Annotated in this window: 18 protein-coding genes; 13 read left to right on the top strand and 5 right to left on the bottom strand. The window is 70.5% G+C overall.

What is annotated here, in order from left to right; all coding sequences use genetic code 11:
* Window positions 1-18: 18 nt before the first annotated feature.
* From I6I07_RS24175 to I6I07_RS24130, 10 genes are all read left to right on the top strand, one after another.
* Complete coding sequence (locus tag I6I07_RS24175) at window positions 19-606, top strand: secretin and TonB N-terminal domain-containing protein (RefSeq protein ID WP_116522369.1); 588 nt, start codon at window positions 19-21, stop codon at window positions 604-606.
* Between the two features lie 37 nt (window positions 607-643).
* Window positions 644-1,159, top strand: coding sequence for an RNA polymerase sigma factor (locus tag I6I07_RS24170; protein ID WP_006394934.1), 516 nt, complete (start codon window positions 644-646; stop codon window positions 1,157-1,159).
* Between the two features lie 99 nt (window positions 1,160-1,258).
* Window positions 1,259-2,245 carry a FecR family protein gene (locus tag I6I07_RS24165; RefSeq protein ID WP_198484040.1) on the top strand — a complete coding sequence of 329 codons (987 nt, stop codon included), beginning with the start codon at window positions 1,259-1,261 and terminating at the stop codon, window positions 2,243-2,245.
* Window positions 2,246-2,348: 103 nt separating this feature from the next.
* Entirely contained in the window at window positions 2,349-2,936 is a 588-nt protein-coding gene (locus I6I07_RS24160; protein WP_198484039.1) for a transposase, read from the top strand.
* A 106-nt stretch (window positions 2,937-3,042) separates the two neighbouring features.
* A complete protein-coding gene (locus I6I07_RS24155) occupies window positions 3,043-3,666 on the top strand; it encodes a hypothetical protein (RefSeq protein WP_198484038.1) in 624 nt (207 codons plus the stop codon).
* Complete coding sequence (locus I6I07_RS24150) at window positions 3,650-4,234, top strand: RNA polymerase sigma factor (RefSeq protein ID WP_198484037.1); 585 nt, start codon at window positions 3,650-3,652, stop codon at window positions 4,232-4,234. Before I6I07_RS24155 ends, I6I07_RS24150 begins: the two co-directional genes overlap by 17 nt.
* Window positions 4,231-4,764 carry a type II secretion system minor pseudopilin GspH gene (gspH, locus tag I6I07_RS24145; protein ID WP_198484036.1) on the top strand — a complete coding sequence of 178 codons (534 nt, stop codon included), beginning with the start codon at window positions 4,231-4,233 and terminating at the stop codon, window positions 4,762-4,764. Before I6I07_RS24150 ends, gspH begins: the two co-directional genes overlap by 4 nt.
* Window position 4,765: 1 nt before the next feature.
* A complete protein-coding gene (gspI, locus tag I6I07_RS24140) occupies window positions 4,766-5,176 on the top strand; it encodes a type II secretion system minor pseudopilin GspI (RefSeq protein ID WP_198484035.1) in 411 nt (136 codons plus the stop codon).
* Complete coding sequence (locus I6I07_RS24135) at window positions 5,173-5,826, top strand: PulJ/GspJ family protein (RefSeq protein WP_198484034.1); 654 nt, start codon at window positions 5,173-5,175, stop codon at window positions 5,824-5,826. Before gspI ends, I6I07_RS24135 begins: the two co-directional genes overlap by 4 nt.
* Before the next feature lie 23 nt (window positions 5,827-5,849).
* Window positions 5,850-6,302 carry a type II secretion system protein N gene (locus I6I07_RS24130; protein WP_198484033.1) on the top strand — a complete coding sequence of 151 codons (453 nt, stop codon included), beginning with the start codon at window positions 5,850-5,852 and terminating at the stop codon, window positions 6,300-6,302.
* 9 nt (window positions 6,303-6,311) lie between these two features.
* Here the strand turns inward: I6I07_RS24130 and I6I07_RS24125 are convergent, their stop codons facing one another.
* On the bottom strand, window positions 6,312-6,791 hold the full coding sequence (locus tag I6I07_RS24125; RefSeq protein WP_198484032.1) for a DUF1348 family protein: 480 nt from the start codon (window positions 6,789-6,791) through the stop codon (window positions 6,312-6,314).
* A gap of 81 nt (window positions 6,792-6,872) precedes the next feature.
* Complete coding sequence (locus tag I6I07_RS24120) at window positions 6,873-7,451, bottom strand: TetR/AcrR family transcriptional regulator (protein ID WP_198484031.1); 579 nt, start codon at window positions 7,449-7,451, stop codon at window positions 6,873-6,875.
* Here I6I07_RS24120 and I6I07_RS24115 point away from each other — a divergent pair.
* Both I6I07_RS24115 and I6I07_RS24110 read left to right on the top strand, forming a co-directional pair.
* Entirely contained in the window at window positions 7,450-7,767 is a 318-nt protein-coding gene (locus tag I6I07_RS24115; RefSeq protein ID WP_198484030.1) for a hypothetical protein, read from the top strand. The genes I6I07_RS24120 and I6I07_RS24115 overlap by 2 nt on opposite strands.
* A 172-nt stretch (window positions 7,768-7,939) precedes the next feature.
* A complete protein-coding gene (locus I6I07_RS24110) occupies window positions 7,940-8,089 on the top strand; it encodes a hypothetical protein (protein ID WP_198484029.1) in 150 nt (49 codons plus the stop codon).
* A gap of 78 nt (window positions 8,090-8,167) precedes the next feature.
* Here I6I07_RS24110 and I6I07_RS24105 read toward each other — a convergent pair whose 3' ends face one another.
* Both I6I07_RS24105 and soxR read right to left on the bottom strand, forming a co-directional pair.
* Complete coding sequence (locus tag I6I07_RS24105; RefSeq protein WP_198484028.1) at window positions 8,168-9,931, bottom strand: sensor domain-containing diguanylate cyclase; 1,764 nt, start codon at window positions 9,929-9,931, stop codon at window positions 8,168-8,170.
* A 213-nt stretch (window positions 9,932-10,144) separates the two neighbouring features.
* On the bottom strand, window positions 10,145-10,609 hold the full coding sequence (gene soxR, locus I6I07_RS24100; protein WP_006394949.1) for a redox-sensitive transcriptional activator SoxR: 465 nt from the start codon (window positions 10,607-10,609) through the stop codon (window positions 10,145-10,147).
* A 123-nt stretch (window positions 10,610-10,732) separates the two neighbouring features.
* Here soxR and I6I07_RS24095 point away from each other — a divergent pair, with 123 nt between their 5' ends.
* Window positions 10,733-11,149, top strand: coding sequence for a DoxX family protein (locus I6I07_RS24095; RefSeq protein ID WP_198484027.1), 417 nt, complete (start codon window positions 10,733-10,735; stop codon window positions 11,147-11,149).
* A 12-nt stretch (window positions 11,150-11,161) separates the two neighbouring features.
* On the opposite strand, the gene I6I07_RS24090 is transcribed toward I6I07_RS24095, so the two are convergent.
* Complete coding sequence (locus I6I07_RS24090) at window positions 11,162-12,715, bottom strand: sensor domain-containing diguanylate cyclase (protein WP_198484026.1); 1,554 nt, start codon at window positions 12,713-12,715, stop codon at window positions 11,162-11,164.
* Window positions 12,716-12,779: the final 64 nt, after the last annotated feature.

Raw genomic sequence — 12,779 nt, 5'->3', positions numbered from 1 at the left:
GGCGCGCAGGAACCGGTCATGCGCGTCTTCGACTTCGACCTGCCGGCGCAGCCGCTGCAATCGGCACTCGAGCAGTACAGCAACGTCACCGGCAGTTCGGTGGTGTATCGCGCCGCGTTGGCGGTGGGGCGGCGTTCGGCCGCGGTCAAGGGAATCTATACGCCGGAGGCGGCTTTGCGCATGCTGATCGAAGGTTCGGGGCTGGAGGTGGAATACACGGCCGCCAACGCCGTCATCCTGCGGCCCGCCCCGCGCAGGGAAGCCGGCGCCTCGTCCGGCCGCCGCGCCGGCGCCAACCGCGGCGCGTTCTACCGGAGCTATTACGGCGTGGTCCAGGCCGGCGTGCGCGACGCGCTGTGCCGCAATCCGGCTACCCGCGCCGGCGGCTACCGCGCCGCGGTCAGTTTCGAGGTCTCGCCGATGGGCCGGGTGGAACATGCGCGGGTGCTGGATTCGACCGGCGACACGGACAAGGACGGCGAGATCGTGCTGGCGCTGGACCAGACCGTGCTCGACAAGGCGCCGCCGGCCGACCTGGAGCAACCCTTCGTAATGCTGATCGTGCCGGAATCGGCGCAACACGATCAGGGTTGCCCGGCGTACTGACGCCGTGCGCCGGTCCTTTCCGCACTGACACGGATCCATGATGCCCACCAGCCTGTCGGTCCTGCGCGACTTCATGCTGCAACGCTACGACGACCTGAAGGCGCGCCTGACGCGGCGCCTGGGGTGTCCGGACCTGGCCAGCGACGCCTTGCAGGACACCTGGCTGCGGCTGGAGGCCAAGGAAGAACTCGGTCCGGTCGACAGCCCGGGTTCCTACCTGATGCGCATGGCCGTGAACGTGGCGGTGGACCAGCAGCGGGTCGAGAACCGGCGCCTGACCGTCGCCGAGGCCGAGGTGCTGCTCGCCATCGCCGACCCGGCGCCGGGCCCGGAGCAGATCGCCGCCGGACGCGCGGAGCTCGACGCGCTGACCCGCGCCATGGGCGAGCTGCCCGCGCGCCAGCGCGACATCCTGCTGGCGGTGCGGCTCGAAGGCCTGCCCCAGAACGACATCGCCGAGCGCATGGGCGTCTCGCTGCGCACCGTCGAGCGCGAGCTGCGCAACGCCCACGAGTACTGTGCCCGGCGCACACGTAAATTATTGTCACCATAAGGCGGGTTCCGGCTGCGAGAGTCGTCCTATGGATGTCAAGGGGAAAAACCGCGCGCCAACGCCCGCAGTGGCGGCGCGGCGGCATCGAGAGAGCATGCAATGAATACCGCAACCCAGCCCGCCGATCGCAGACAGGCGGACATCGAACGCCAGGCCCGCGCCTGGATCCGCCTGATCGCGTCCGGGCAGGCGACGTTGCGCGAAGCCGATGCGCTCAAGCAGTGGTGCGCCGCCAGCGACCGCCACGCCCAGGCGTTCGCCGCCCAGCGGCAGCTGTGGCAGCAGATGGGGCCGGCCGGCCAGGCCGTGCTGCGCCAGCGTGGCCGGTCGGCGGCGGCGGCGTCGCGCGGAGCCGGCTGGGGCCGGCGCGCGTTCCTGGGCGCCGGCCTGAGCGGCGCGGCCGCGGCGGCGGTGGCCGCCGTGGTGGCGCCGCCGTTCCGCCTGTGGCCGGCCTGGGACGAATGGTCGGCCGACTACCGCACCGACACCGGCGACCGGCGCCAGTTCGGGCTGGGCGAGCGCGTGCAGGTGGACATGAACACCCAGACCAGCATCGCGCTGCGTTCGGAGCAGCCGGGCGCGGTGCGGGTCGAGCTGATCGCCGGCGAAGCCGCGTTCGACGGCCAGGCCTCGCCGACCGCGGTCACGGTGGTGGCCGGGCAGGGCCGCGCCGAGGCCCGCGGCGCGCGCTTCGAATTGCGCAACCTGGGCGGCACGGTCTGCGTCACCTGCATCGCCGGCTCGGTGCGCGTGGCGCTGGGCGGCGGCGCCACCTTGCTCGGGCCCAACGAGCGCCTGTTCTACGATGGGCAGGGACTGGGCCAGGTGCAGCGCATCGACCCGGCCGAGACTTCGGCCTGGCGCCAGGGCTCGCTGGTGTTCCGGCAGACGCCGCTGGCCGAGGTGGTGGCCGAGATCAACCGCTACCGCCGCGGCCGCGTGGTGCTGCTGGACAGCGCGCGCGGCGCCAGCGCCCTCAGTGGCCGCTTCGAGATCCGCGATACCGACAAGGTGCTGGTGCAGATCGAGAAGGCCTTCGGCCTGACCGCCACGCGCCTGCCGGGCAACGTGGTGCTGCTGGGCTGAGCGCCGCGTGGCGGGTTTGGCCTGCCCATCTCGTCCTATAAGGGCAGGCCGCGCATGACCGCCATCGACGGCGCATGCCGCGTCCGCGCGATGGGGAGCAGTCGTGTCGCGTAAACCGAATATCGGTATTCGAGAGTTGAAGGAGAATCTGTCGGCCGTGGTGGATTCGGCGTGGGAGCATCCCGTGTCGGTGCATCGCTACGGCTCGCCCTGGGTCTGGATCGTGTCGCACGAGGTCTGGTCCCGCAACACCCGCCGGGTCGAGTTCAATCCGGCCGGCCATCCGCTGGCGGCGCTGCGCGATCATGTGGACCGGGCCGTGGCCGCCAGCCAGCCGCGGCTGCATGCGGCCGCGATCCGCGCCATGCTGCGCATCGAGGCGCAGCCGCTGCTGCGGGCGCTGGCGATCCAGCTGCTCTACGGCGTCGAGACCGAGGCCGGCCTGCACGAACAGATTTCCTGCAACCTGCTGTTCCGCTGGTTCGTTGGCCTGTCGCTGGACCAGGAAATCTGGAGCCCGCAGGAATTCGGCCAGGCGCTGGAACGGGTGCTGGCCAGCGCCGACATGATCGACATCCTGGCGCAGTCGCTGGACGGGGCGCCGGTCACGCCGATCGAGCAGGCCACCGGCATCGCGTTGAACCGCCCGCTGCTGCAGGCGTGGCGCGCGCGGGCGATCCGTCCTGAATAAAAAACCTGGCGGGTTCCGCCGCGCCGAGTCGTCTTAGGGGTACAGGCCGCGCCATACGCAGCGCGGCCAAACCGGACATGGGCCCAACAGGCCCCAGGAGCGCGTGATGTCGGCGACCGTCAACGTAGGCATGCTCGAGCTGGACCGCAAACTGTCGAAGGTGCTCGATTGCGCCAGGCAGCAACCCGTATCGGTATCTCGCTACGGTTCTCCCTGGGTCTGGGTCGTGTCGCACGAAACCTGGATCGGCCAGATCCAGCTGACCCGCTACGTGCCGCCGCGCCATCCGCTGGTGGCCTTGCGCGAGCACATCGACGACACGCTGCGGGCGCACGCCGCGCTGCTGCGCCAGGCCAGCCTGGAATGCGGGCTGACGCTGGATGCGGCGATCCTGTGCCGCACCCACATCCTGCAGCTGCTTTATCCCGCCGGCAGCAAGACGTACTTCCATGAACAGATCGCCTACAACCTGTTGTTCCGCTGGTTCGCCGGCCTGTCGGAGGGCAACGGCTGCGAGTGCGCGCCGACCTTCGACGACGAGCTCGACGCGGTCGCGGGCCACGCCGGCGTTGCCGAGCTGTTGCGCCAGGCGCTGGACGACGGCCTGCTGACGCCGGCCAATTGGGCAATGCGCAAGCGGGTTGCCCAGCGTCCGGCCGGCACCGGACGGCGCCCGCTTGCGCCCGGCGGCCGGGCCGCCACGGAGAGCCGCCATGTCCCTGTGTCTTGAACCGGCGCCGCCGGCGCGACGGCGGCGCGACGAGTTCGCCGCGGGCGGCGCGCAGGCGGCGCGTCCGCGTGCGCTCTGCCTGGGCGAATTCGTCGCGGCGAACTATGGGCGCCTGATGCAGGCGCTGCGCGGCCATCTCGGTTGCCCCGACCTGGCCGCGGACAGCCTGCACGACGCCTGGCTGCGGGTGGCCGAGGGCGGCGCGGCGCCGGCGCCCGCCGTCCTCAATCCCGGCGCCTATGTGTTCCGCATGGCCTGCAACATCGCCATCGACCGGCTGCGCGCGGAACGGCTGCCGGGCGCGGCGGAAGTGATCTGGGACGACATCGAGGATACGGCGCCGGGGCCGCAGCGGATCGCGCAGGCGCGCTCCTCGATGCGCGGCGTGCTGCGCGTCATCGAGGCGCTGCCGCGACAGCAGCGCGAGATCTTCATCGGCGTGCGCATCGAAGGCATGCTGCAGAGCGAGGCGGCGGCCCGCTACGGCGTGTCCGGACGCATCGTCCGGCGTCAGCTGCGCGACGCCTGCCGCCACGTCGAGACCCAGGCGGCGCGGCTGCAGGCATGACACGGCGCGCCGCAGCTGTTGCGTCATCGCCGCGGGCGCCGCATGCCCGGGCCGGCCGCTGCGCGGCCCTTGAACGCGGCTTCACGCTGATCGAACTGATGGTGGTCCTGGTGATCGTGGGCATCGCCACGGCCGCGCTGGGGTTGAGCATCCGCACCGACCCGGCGCGCCAGTTGCGCGACGACGCGAAGCGGCTGGCCGAGAGTTTCGCCGCCGCGCAGGGCGAAGCGCGCGGCGACGGCCGCAGCATCGCCTGGCAGGCCGACGCGCAGGGCTACCGTTTCGTGCGCGGCGCCTGGGCGCTGGATGGCGCGGTGCCGCTGCTGGACGCGACGAGGGTCGAGGACTTCGCGCGGGATCCGGCGTTGCGGCCGCGCCCCTGGCAGGCCGGACCGGTGCGGGTCTCGCCGGCCGGCCCGGTGCTGCTGACGGCCGAGTGGTTCGGCGCGCCCTGGCGGCTGACGCTGTCCAACGCGGCGGGCCAGATCGACGTGCAGCGCGATGCCAGCGGCCGCTTCCTGGTGCGCTGACGTGCGGCTCACGCGCAAACCGACCCGCCCGCCGCCGCGCCGCCCGGCGCGCGCGGCCGGCTTCACGTTGCTGGAGATCCTCATCGCGCTGGCCATCGTCAGCGTGGCGCTGGCTGCCGTCATGCGCACCACCGGCATGCTGACGACCAACAACGGCGTGCTGCGCGAGCGGGCGCTGGCGCTGCTGTCGGCGCAGAACCGGCTGATCGAGCTGCAGCTGGCGCCTCCCGCGCTGACCGCCAGCGGCGACAAGGCCGCCTGCCCGCAGGGGCCGCTGGCCCTGGTGTGCGACAGCCGCTACACCGACGCCCGCGAGGGCGCGCGCACGGTCACCGTCGAGGTCTATCTCGACCAGCGCCCGACGCCGCGCCTGGCGACGCTGTCCGGCATCGTCGAGAACCGCTCTCCATGACGCCGCGACGCCAGGCCGGGTTCACGCTGATCGAGGTGATCATCGCCATCATGATCATGGCCATCATCAGCCTGATCTCCTGGCGCGCCATCGACAGCGTGGCGCTGACCAGCCGCAAGCTCGACCAGCACACCGACGAGGCGCTGGCGCTGCAGCGCGCCTTCGACCAGTTCGAGCGCGATGTCGCCGCGCGCAGCGTGGTGCTGGCCGAGCCGTCCGCGGCCGAGGCGCCGGCGGCGCCCGGGGCCGAGGAGGCGGAGCCGGTGGCCATCGTGCCGCAGCTGCTGCCCGACGCGATCCAGGTCAGCGGCATGAAGACGCCGGCGCCGCGCATCGACATCGTGCGCGGCGCGCCCGGGCAGCCCGAGGCGCGCCAGCGGGTGATCTGGGAACGCAAGGGCGGCCGCCTGCTGCGCACGGCGGGACGGCCGACGGACGCCATGCCGCTGCCCATGCCCGCGGTGGACGCCGGCACGCCGGTGCTGGACGAATTGCTGGACTTCAGCGTGCGGGCCTGGGCGCCCGGACGCGGCTGGGTGGCGCTGCCGGGGCGGGGCGAACAGCCGGCCACGGCGCTGGAACTGGTGATCTCGCGCGGCGTGCTGGGGCAGACGCCGCTGCGCTACCGCCGCGTGCTGCTGCTGCATTGACCTATGACCTGGAGCCTGCCGCCATGGCGCTGAATTTCCGCATCGACTCGACCGCCGCCACGTCCTGGCCGCGCCTGGCCAGCCTGGCGGGCGCCGCGGCCCTGATCGCGGGACTGGCCTGGTGGGGCCTGCGCCTGACCGAATCGCTGTCGCGCCCGCCCGCCGCGCCGGCGGCCGCGCCCGCCCCGGGCGACAACGGCGCGGCCGAGGTCGCCGCGTGGCTGGCGCCCGGCCCGGCCAGGCTCGATGTGCGGGTGGCGGGCGTGCTGGCCGGCGGCGGCCGCGGCGCGGCCGTGCTGTCGGTCAACGGCGGCCCGCCGCAGGCCTACGCCTTGGGTGACAAGCTGACCCGTTCGGCGCGCCTGGTCGGCATCGACGCGCAGGCGCTGATCGTCGAGCACGGCGGCCGCGAGGTCCGGCTGCCGCTGCCGACGCAGGCCGGCGATGACGGCGAAGGCATCAAGCGGGTGCCGTAGCGCCGCCGGTCAGAGGCCGAGCTCGGACAGCCCCGGATGGTCGTCGGGGCGCCGGCCCAGCGGCCAGCGGAACTTGCGGTCGGCCTCGCGGATCGGCAGGTCGTTGATGCAGGCGTAGCGGCGCGTCATCAGGCCGTCTTCGCCGAACTCCCAGTTCTCGTTGCCGTACGAACGGAACCAGTTGCCGGAATCGTCGTGCCACTCATAGGCATAGCGCACCGCGATGCGGTTGCCGTCGTGGACCCACAGTTCCTTGATGAGGCGGTAGTCCAGTTCCTTGGCCCATTTGCGGGCCAGGAAGGCGCGCGCTTCCTCGCGGCTATTGACGAACTCGGCGCGATTGCGCCAGCGCGTATCCAGGCTGTAGGCCAGCGCCACCTTGTCGGGGTCGCGGCTGTTCCAGCCGTCTTCGGCCAGGCGCACCTTTTGCACCGCGCTGTCGTGGGTGAAGGGAGGAAGAGGAGGGCGGGGGGTGGGGGTCGATGTCATCGCGCGTGCCTCACAGGCGGGTGGGAAAAACGGGAAAGCCGAGGGCGTGGCCGGGCGCAGGGGGCAAGTGGCGCCATGGCCTCAGTCCCCGGGGCCCAGCAGCGTGGCGGCGGCGCGGCGCGCGCTGTTGGCGATGGACGGATCGCGCGAGACCAGCGCCACGGCGATGGCGCCGTCGACCAGCACCAGCAACTGCGCGGCGGCCTCGTCGGGCTCGGGCAGATCGGCATCCCGCACCCGCGCGCGGATGTGATCGAGCAGCCGCGCCTTGTGTTCGCGCGCCACGGCCAGCACCGGGCTGGCCTCGTCGCCGATCTCGCCGGCGGCGTTCAGGAAGGCGCAGCCGCGAAAGTCCTCGCTGGCGAACCATTCGCGCAAGGCGTCGAACATGGACAGCAGCCGCGCCCGCGGCGTGGCCGCCCGCGACGTGGCGTCGATGAACCAGCGCATCCAGCGTTCGTCGCGGGCCCGCAGCGCCGCAGCCACCAGCGCGTCCTTGTTCGGGTAGTACTGGTACACGCGCTTGCGCGCCACGCCGGAGGTCTTGACGATGAGATCCATGCCGGTGGCGTGGATGCCGCCGGCGTAGACCAGCCGTTCGGTCGCCTGCAGCAGGCGTTGGCGGGCGTCGTCGGCATGGAGGTCAGGCGTGTCGGGCATGGCTGAGAATGATCGTTCTATTCAAGTTGAAGTCATCGTAGAACGATCGTTCTCAGCGGTCAAGCGGGTTCGTGAAGCGATTGCCACGAAAACGGCGCGCGCGGTCGGCGCATATTCCTGCGGGCTCCCGCCCCGGCGCCGCAGGCAGGATCGCCGCACCATTCAGATACATAAGCAAAACTCAAGATGCTTGCTTTATCTGTTAATTAATACTAAAATGATTGAATCGTCGCACAAAGATCCGGCAATTATTCCAGATACCCGCCAAGCCAAAATCGATCCAGGTTTTGGCCTTCCCCCAGGCGGTGTCCGTTGAAGCGCCGCGCTTCGCCGCCGGCTTTTACCTCGTCGACGACCCCCAGGGCCATGCCCTGGCGCCCGTTCCTGATGCCTCCCTCGCATTGCCACCAGAGCATCCCGGGCGCGCTGGATATCCGAGTCGTTCCCTGCGCAGGGCAGGCCGACCTCGCACACAGGAGAGTACGCACATGTCCCAACTGATCGCCAAGAAACCGCGCTTTGAAGTTCCGCCGCTGAACTGGAAGGCGCCAGGCTCGCGCCCGGACCCCGAAACCTCCACCCGCCCGGAAACCACCGAGGCCACCCAGGACAAGAACGCGAGCCGCGTCCCTGACTGACCCGCTACAAGGCAAAAACGCCGCGTCGAATCCGACGCGGCGTTTTTTTTGGGGCAGCGGGAAGGCCACCGCCTGCCGTCAGCCGGTTTCTCCCGGCACCACCCGGTTCTTGCCCTCCATCTTGGCGCGATAGAGCAGTTCGTCGGCGCAGCGGAACAGGGTGTCCGCCGCGCCGGCGCCGGGCGCGCGCGCCAGGGCCACGCCGAAGCTCGCGGTCAGCCCGAACACCGTGCCGTTTTCCGCCGCCACCCGGGCCTGCGCGATGCGCTGGCGCATGCGCTCGGCCATCTCGACCGCCTGGGCGGTCGTCTGGACGTGGCACAGCACGGCGAACTCCTCGCCGCCCACCCGCGCGACCACATCTGACTGCCGCCAGGTCTGCCGGCACAGTTCGGCCATGGTTTTCAGGGCTTCGTCGCCGCTGGCGTGGCCGTAGGTGTCGTTGATGCCCTTGAAGTCGTCGATATCGAACAGGATGAAGGCCAATGCCGTGCCGGCCCCGGGCCATTGCGACAGGGCCTGATCCAGCCGGCTCTCGAAGGCGCGGCGGTTGAGCAGGCCGGTCAGGAAATCGGTCTCGGCCATGACCGCCAGGTCGACGATCAGGCGATCGCGCTCCAGTTCGGCGCGCTTGCGCGCGGCGGCGTTGTCCTTGAGCACGCTCAGCGCCTCGAACATGCCGTCGATCTCGCCGCGGTACTGGCCCACCGGAATGGCGGCGGCCGGCGTGCCGTTGGCGACGGCGCCGATGATGCGGGTGGCCTGCACGAACGGCCGGATCACGCGCAGGCGGAACTGCCGCAGCGACAGCATCAGCGCCGCCGCCAGCGCGGTGGCGGCCACCAGCGTGATGACCAGCAGCCGGATCGCCTGGCGCCGGTGCTCGCGCATGCTCGCCTCCATCTGGTCGAGCATCAGGTCGCGGAACTGGCTGATGGCATGCATCAGCGGCACGTAGGTCGCGGCCAGCTCGCGCGCGCTGATGGTGGCGCCGCCGGGTTGCAGCGCCGCCATGTCGCGCACCTCCTGTAGATAGCGCATGCCCTCGCCGAAATAGAAGTGCCGCAGGTCGCCGTAGGCCAGCGATGCGCGCAGGTCCGGCCGCGCCGCCAGCCGCATTTCCAGCAGATCGTGCAGCTGGTCGATGCGCCCCAGCACCCGCTCCATGCGGTATTCGTCGGACTCGGTCAGTTGGCGGTGCTTGGCCAGCGCCGGCGTGAAGGTCGAGCCCAACAGGCCCGCCTGCTCGCGCAGCTCGCTCGCCAGCAGCGCCAGGGTCAGCAGATTGGGCGCGTCGGCTTCGTTCTGCATCACCACGCCGGCGCTCTCGGCCATCGCCGCCTGCAGCTCGGGCACCAGCGCCACCATGCCGTTCACCGCCGCCAGCACGCGCTGGCCCGAGATGTCGGCGCGCGGCGTGGCGATCAGGGCGTCGGCGTTTTCGCGGGCCTTGATCAGCGCGTAGCGGATGCGCTGGACATTGGTGAATTCCCGGGCGCTGTTCGGGCTGAGCGGGGCGCGGTACAGCGCCAGCAGTTCGGCGATGCGGGTGTCGCTGCGTTCGCGGGCTGCCTGCAGCGCTTCCAGCAGGGACGTGCCGACCGGGTAGTCGGCGCCCAGGGCGGCATTCATGGGACCGCGCTCGGCGGACACCGCTTCCATGGCCGTGATAGTGGTGCGGACGATGGCGAAGGCGCGCAGCGCGTCGCCGGTGGCGAGGTAGGCGGCGCGGCTCTGGAGCAGCAGGATTCCCGTCAGGACCGACATCGGCAGCAGCACGCCCGCCGCCAATATCAGGAAATAGCGTTCCAGTGACTTGATCGAAAATCTACTGCGCAACATACGGATGGGCCGGCCTGATGCGATGTGACTGTGCGCGCAGGATACTGTAATTACGCGGCCTCCAGGCCCGCCGCGACGCGAAGCCTGGCGCGGGCGCCGATGCCGGCGAAACAGTTTTGCAATTAAATGCAGTCGATTACGCCGACACGCGAAATCCGTGCAATTTGTGTCCCGGCGCGGGAAAAACGCGGCGCCGAGGGCCTGGCGGACGGCTCAGGGCCGTTCCAGGATGCGCGGCCCCGGTCCGTCGCGGCCGAGCACGTCGTCCGGATTGCGCAGCGGACAGTCCTTGAGCGACAGGCAGCCGCAGCCGATGCAGCTGTCCAGCTCGTCGCGCAGCCGGGTCAGCTTGCGGATGCGTTCATCCAGGTTGGCGCGCCATTGCGACGACAGCGCCTTCCATTGCGCCGGCGTCAGCTTGTTGCCGTCCTGCGGGAAGCGCGACATGGCCTCGCGGATTTCCTCCAGCGGAATGCCGGTGCGCTGCGCCACCTTGATGATGGCGATGTAGCGCAGCACGATGCCGGGAAAACGGCGCTGGTTGCCGTCGCTGCGCGAACTCTGGATCAAGCCCTTGGTTTCGTAGAAGTGGATCGTCGAGACCGGCACGCCGCTGCGCCGGGCGACTTCACCCACCGTCATGAGCCGCGTGATGTCGATCGGCTTGTCGCCCGCCATGGAAGTTGACCTCAAGTTAGGTTGAGGTCTTATAGTCCGTCGCGCCGGATTTGGCAACCCGCCGGATCCGCATGCCGCCTCGTCCGCCGGACGGGGCGGCGCCGACCCTCAGGAACAGCACCCATGCAGACGCCGCAGTACCTCGAATCCCTGCTTCAGAGCACTTGGCTCTGGTTCATCGCCCGGCTGTGCCTGGCGGTGGTTTTCATCGCCTCGGGCGCCGCCAAGCTGATCGATTTCCAGGGCGGGGTGGCGGAAATGCGCGGCGCCGGGCTGGAGCCGGCGCGCCTGTTCAACATCGCGGTGGCGGCGCTGATGCTGGCCGGTTCGATCCTGATCCTGCTGGACCGCGCGGTCTGGCTGGCGGCCGCCGCGCTGGCGGTGTTCCTGGTGCTGACGATCTTCATCGTGCACGCCTTCTGGCGCCTGCCTGAACCGCAGGCCAAGCTGGCCCTGTTCTTCGCGCTGGAACACGTCTCGGTCATCGGCGGCCTGTTCGCGGCCGCCATCGCCAGCCACTACCGGGCGCTGGCGGCCTAGGCGCGGACCTGCCTACGGGGTGCCGTGCAGCACCACGCGGTTGCGGCCCTGCTGCTTGGCGGCATACAGGGCGGCGTCGGCCGCGTGGAACACCTGCACCACGTCCGGCCCGCTGGTCGGCCACTGCGCCACGCCCGCCGACATCGTGATCCCGCCCACCTGGGGGAAGTCGCGTTCGGCGGTGCGCTGGCGCAGCCGCTCGGCCACGATCACCGCTTCCGTCGGCGCCACCCCCGGCAGCAGGATCAGGAATTCCTCGCCGCCGTTGCGGCACAGGATGTCGCCGGGCCGGGAGCAGTCGCGCATCAGCTGCGCGACGTCCTGGATCACCTTGTCGCCCGCGGTGTGGCCGTAGGTGTCGTTGACCTGCTTGAAGTGGTCGATGTCCAGCGCCAGCACCGAGAACGGCGTGCCCGAGGCCTGCAGATGGTCGACCGCGTCCTGCGTGCCGCGCCGGTTGCGCAGGCCGGTCAGCGGGTCGGTGATGCTGGCCAGGTTCAGCTTGCCGATCTTCTCCTGCAGGGTGGTGAAGCTCCAGATCACCGCGCGCTTGAGGCGCTCGGCCTCGAAATACCAGGCACGGACGGACTTGACCCGTTGCATCGCCACCGCCACGTCATGGTGCTCGACGTTGGTGGCCAGTTGCGACAGCGGCAGCGAGATCTGCCGCGCGCACCACCAGATCGCCAGCAGGAACACCAGCGCCAGCGGCGCCGCGTAGCCCAGCAACGCCCACAGCAGTTCGCGGATCGGTTCCAGGGTGACGGCGGTGGGGCGCTGGGCCACCACGCCCCAGCCGCTGGCGGGCACCGGGGCGTAGCCGGCCAGCATGTCCACCCCGCGTGAATTGACCACCCGGCGCGCGCCGGCCTGGCCCTCGATCACCGCCTCGATCACCGGATTGCCGCTCACCACCTCGCCGACCCGGCTCGCGTCGGTGTGGTAGATCAACCGTCCGTCGCCATCCACCACGTAGAGGTAGGAACCGTCGGTGTAGTGGTGCAGGCCCAGCAGGTCGTCCAGCGCGCTTTCCTTGCGCAGGTGCAGGGTGCCGGCGATATAGCCCAGGAAGCGGCCATCGGCGGCCAGTATGGGGTAGGACAGGTTGATCAGCAGGTTGCCGGCGATCGAGACGTAAGGCTTGGTGATGACCGGATGGCGGCTTTGCAGCGCGGCGCGGCTGCCCGGGCTGTCGATCCGGGTGCCGAGAAAGCTGCGGAAGTCCTGGGTGGTGGCCAGGATCACGCCGTCGGGGCCGACCACGCCCACCGAGTTGAAGGTGTCGCTTTGCTCCTGCACCCGCCGCACCTCGGCCGCCAGCATGTCCGGGGCGTCCATGTGCGGCGCGATCTGGCGCGCGCTGTAGCCCAGCTGGCGCTCGGCCGCCTTGAGGAAGCCGCCGGCGCTCTGCGCCAGCTTGGCGGCGTAGACGCGGTTCGCTTCCAGGGTGGTGGTGATGAGCTGTTCGCGCTGCAGCCGGTAGCTGGCATACAGGGCATTGGCGGTAGCGGCGATGGCGCTGAATATCGTAAGCGCGAGCACCAGGCCGCGTAGATTGATTCGCATGGGGAGCACAGCAGGCATGGGTCTCGTTATGGGCGCGGCGCTGCGGTGTGCCGGCAGGCGCCAT

Origin of the sequence: Achromobacter deleyi (genome assembly GCF_016127315.1) — a bacterium.
Taxonomy (GTDB): Bacteria; Pseudomonadota; Gammaproteobacteria; order Burkholderiales; family Burkholderiaceae_B; genus Achromobacter; species Achromobacter insuavis_A.
This window is presented reverse-complemented; position numbering and strand designations above follow the sequence as displayed.

Excerpts from the sequence above, each read along its gene's own strand:
- I6I07_RS24170 (WP_006394934.1), top strand. The coding sequence starts at position 644 with ATGATGCCCACCAGCCTGTCGGTCCTGCGCGACTTCATGCTGCAACGC.
- I6I07_RS24165 (WP_198484040.1), top strand. The coding sequence starts at position 1,259 with ATGAATACCGCAACCCAGCCCGCCGATCGCAGACAGGCGGACATCGAA.
- I6I07_RS24095 (WP_198484027.1), top strand. The coding sequence starts at position 10,733 with ATGCAGACGCCGCAGTACCTCGAATCCCTGCTTCAGAGCACTTGGCTC.
- I6I07_RS24125 (WP_198484032.1), bottom strand. The coding sequence starts at position 6,791 with ATGACATCGACCCCCACCCCCCGCCCTCCTCTTCCTCCCTTCACCCAC.
- I6I07_RS24135 (WP_198484034.1), top strand. The coding sequence starts at position 5,173 with ATGACGCCGCGACGCCAGGCCGGGTTCACGCTGATCGAGGTGATCATC.
- soxR (WP_006394949.1), bottom strand. The coding sequence starts at position 10,609 with ATGGCGGGCGACAAGCCGATCGACATCACGCGGCTCATGACGGTGGGT.
- I6I07_RS24120 (WP_198484031.1), bottom strand. The coding sequence starts at position 7,451 with ATGCCCGACACGCCTGACCTCCATGCCGACGACGCCCGCCAACGCCTG.
- I6I07_RS24110 (WP_198484029.1), top strand. The coding sequence starts at position 7,940 with ATGTCCCAACTGATCGCCAAGAAACCGCGCTTTGAAGTTCCGCCGCTG.
- I6I07_RS24175 (WP_116522369.1), top strand. The coding sequence starts at position 19 with ATGCGCGTCTTCGACTTCGACCTGCCGGCGCAGCCGCTGCAATCGGCA.
- I6I07_RS24150 (WP_198484037.1), top strand. The coding sequence starts at position 3,650 with ATGTCCCTGTGTCTTGAACCGGCGCCGCCGGCGCGACGGCGGCGCGAC.
- I6I07_RS24155 (WP_198484038.1), top strand. The coding sequence starts at position 3,043 with ATGTCGGCGACCGTCAACGTAGGCATGCTCGAGCTGGACCGCAAACTG.
- I6I07_RS24090 (WP_198484026.1), bottom strand. The coding sequence starts at position 12,715 with ATGCGAATCAATCTACGCGGCCTGGTGCTCGCGCTTACGATATTCAGC.
- I6I07_RS24105 (WP_198484028.1), bottom strand. The coding sequence starts at position 9,931 with ATGTTGCGCAGTAGATTTTCGATCAAGTCACTGGAACGCTATTTCCTG.
- I6I07_RS24130 (WP_198484033.1), top strand. The coding sequence starts at position 5,850 with ATGGCGCTGAATTTCCGCATCGACTCGACCGCCGCCACGTCCTGGCCG.
- I6I07_RS24115 (WP_198484030.1), top strand. The coding sequence starts at position 7,450 with ATGGCTGAGAATGATCGTTCTATTCAAGTTGAAGTCATCGTAGAACGA.
- gspH (WP_198484036.1), top strand. The coding sequence starts at position 4,231 with ATGACACGGCGCGCCGCAGCTGTTGCGTCATCGCCGCGGGCGCCGCAT.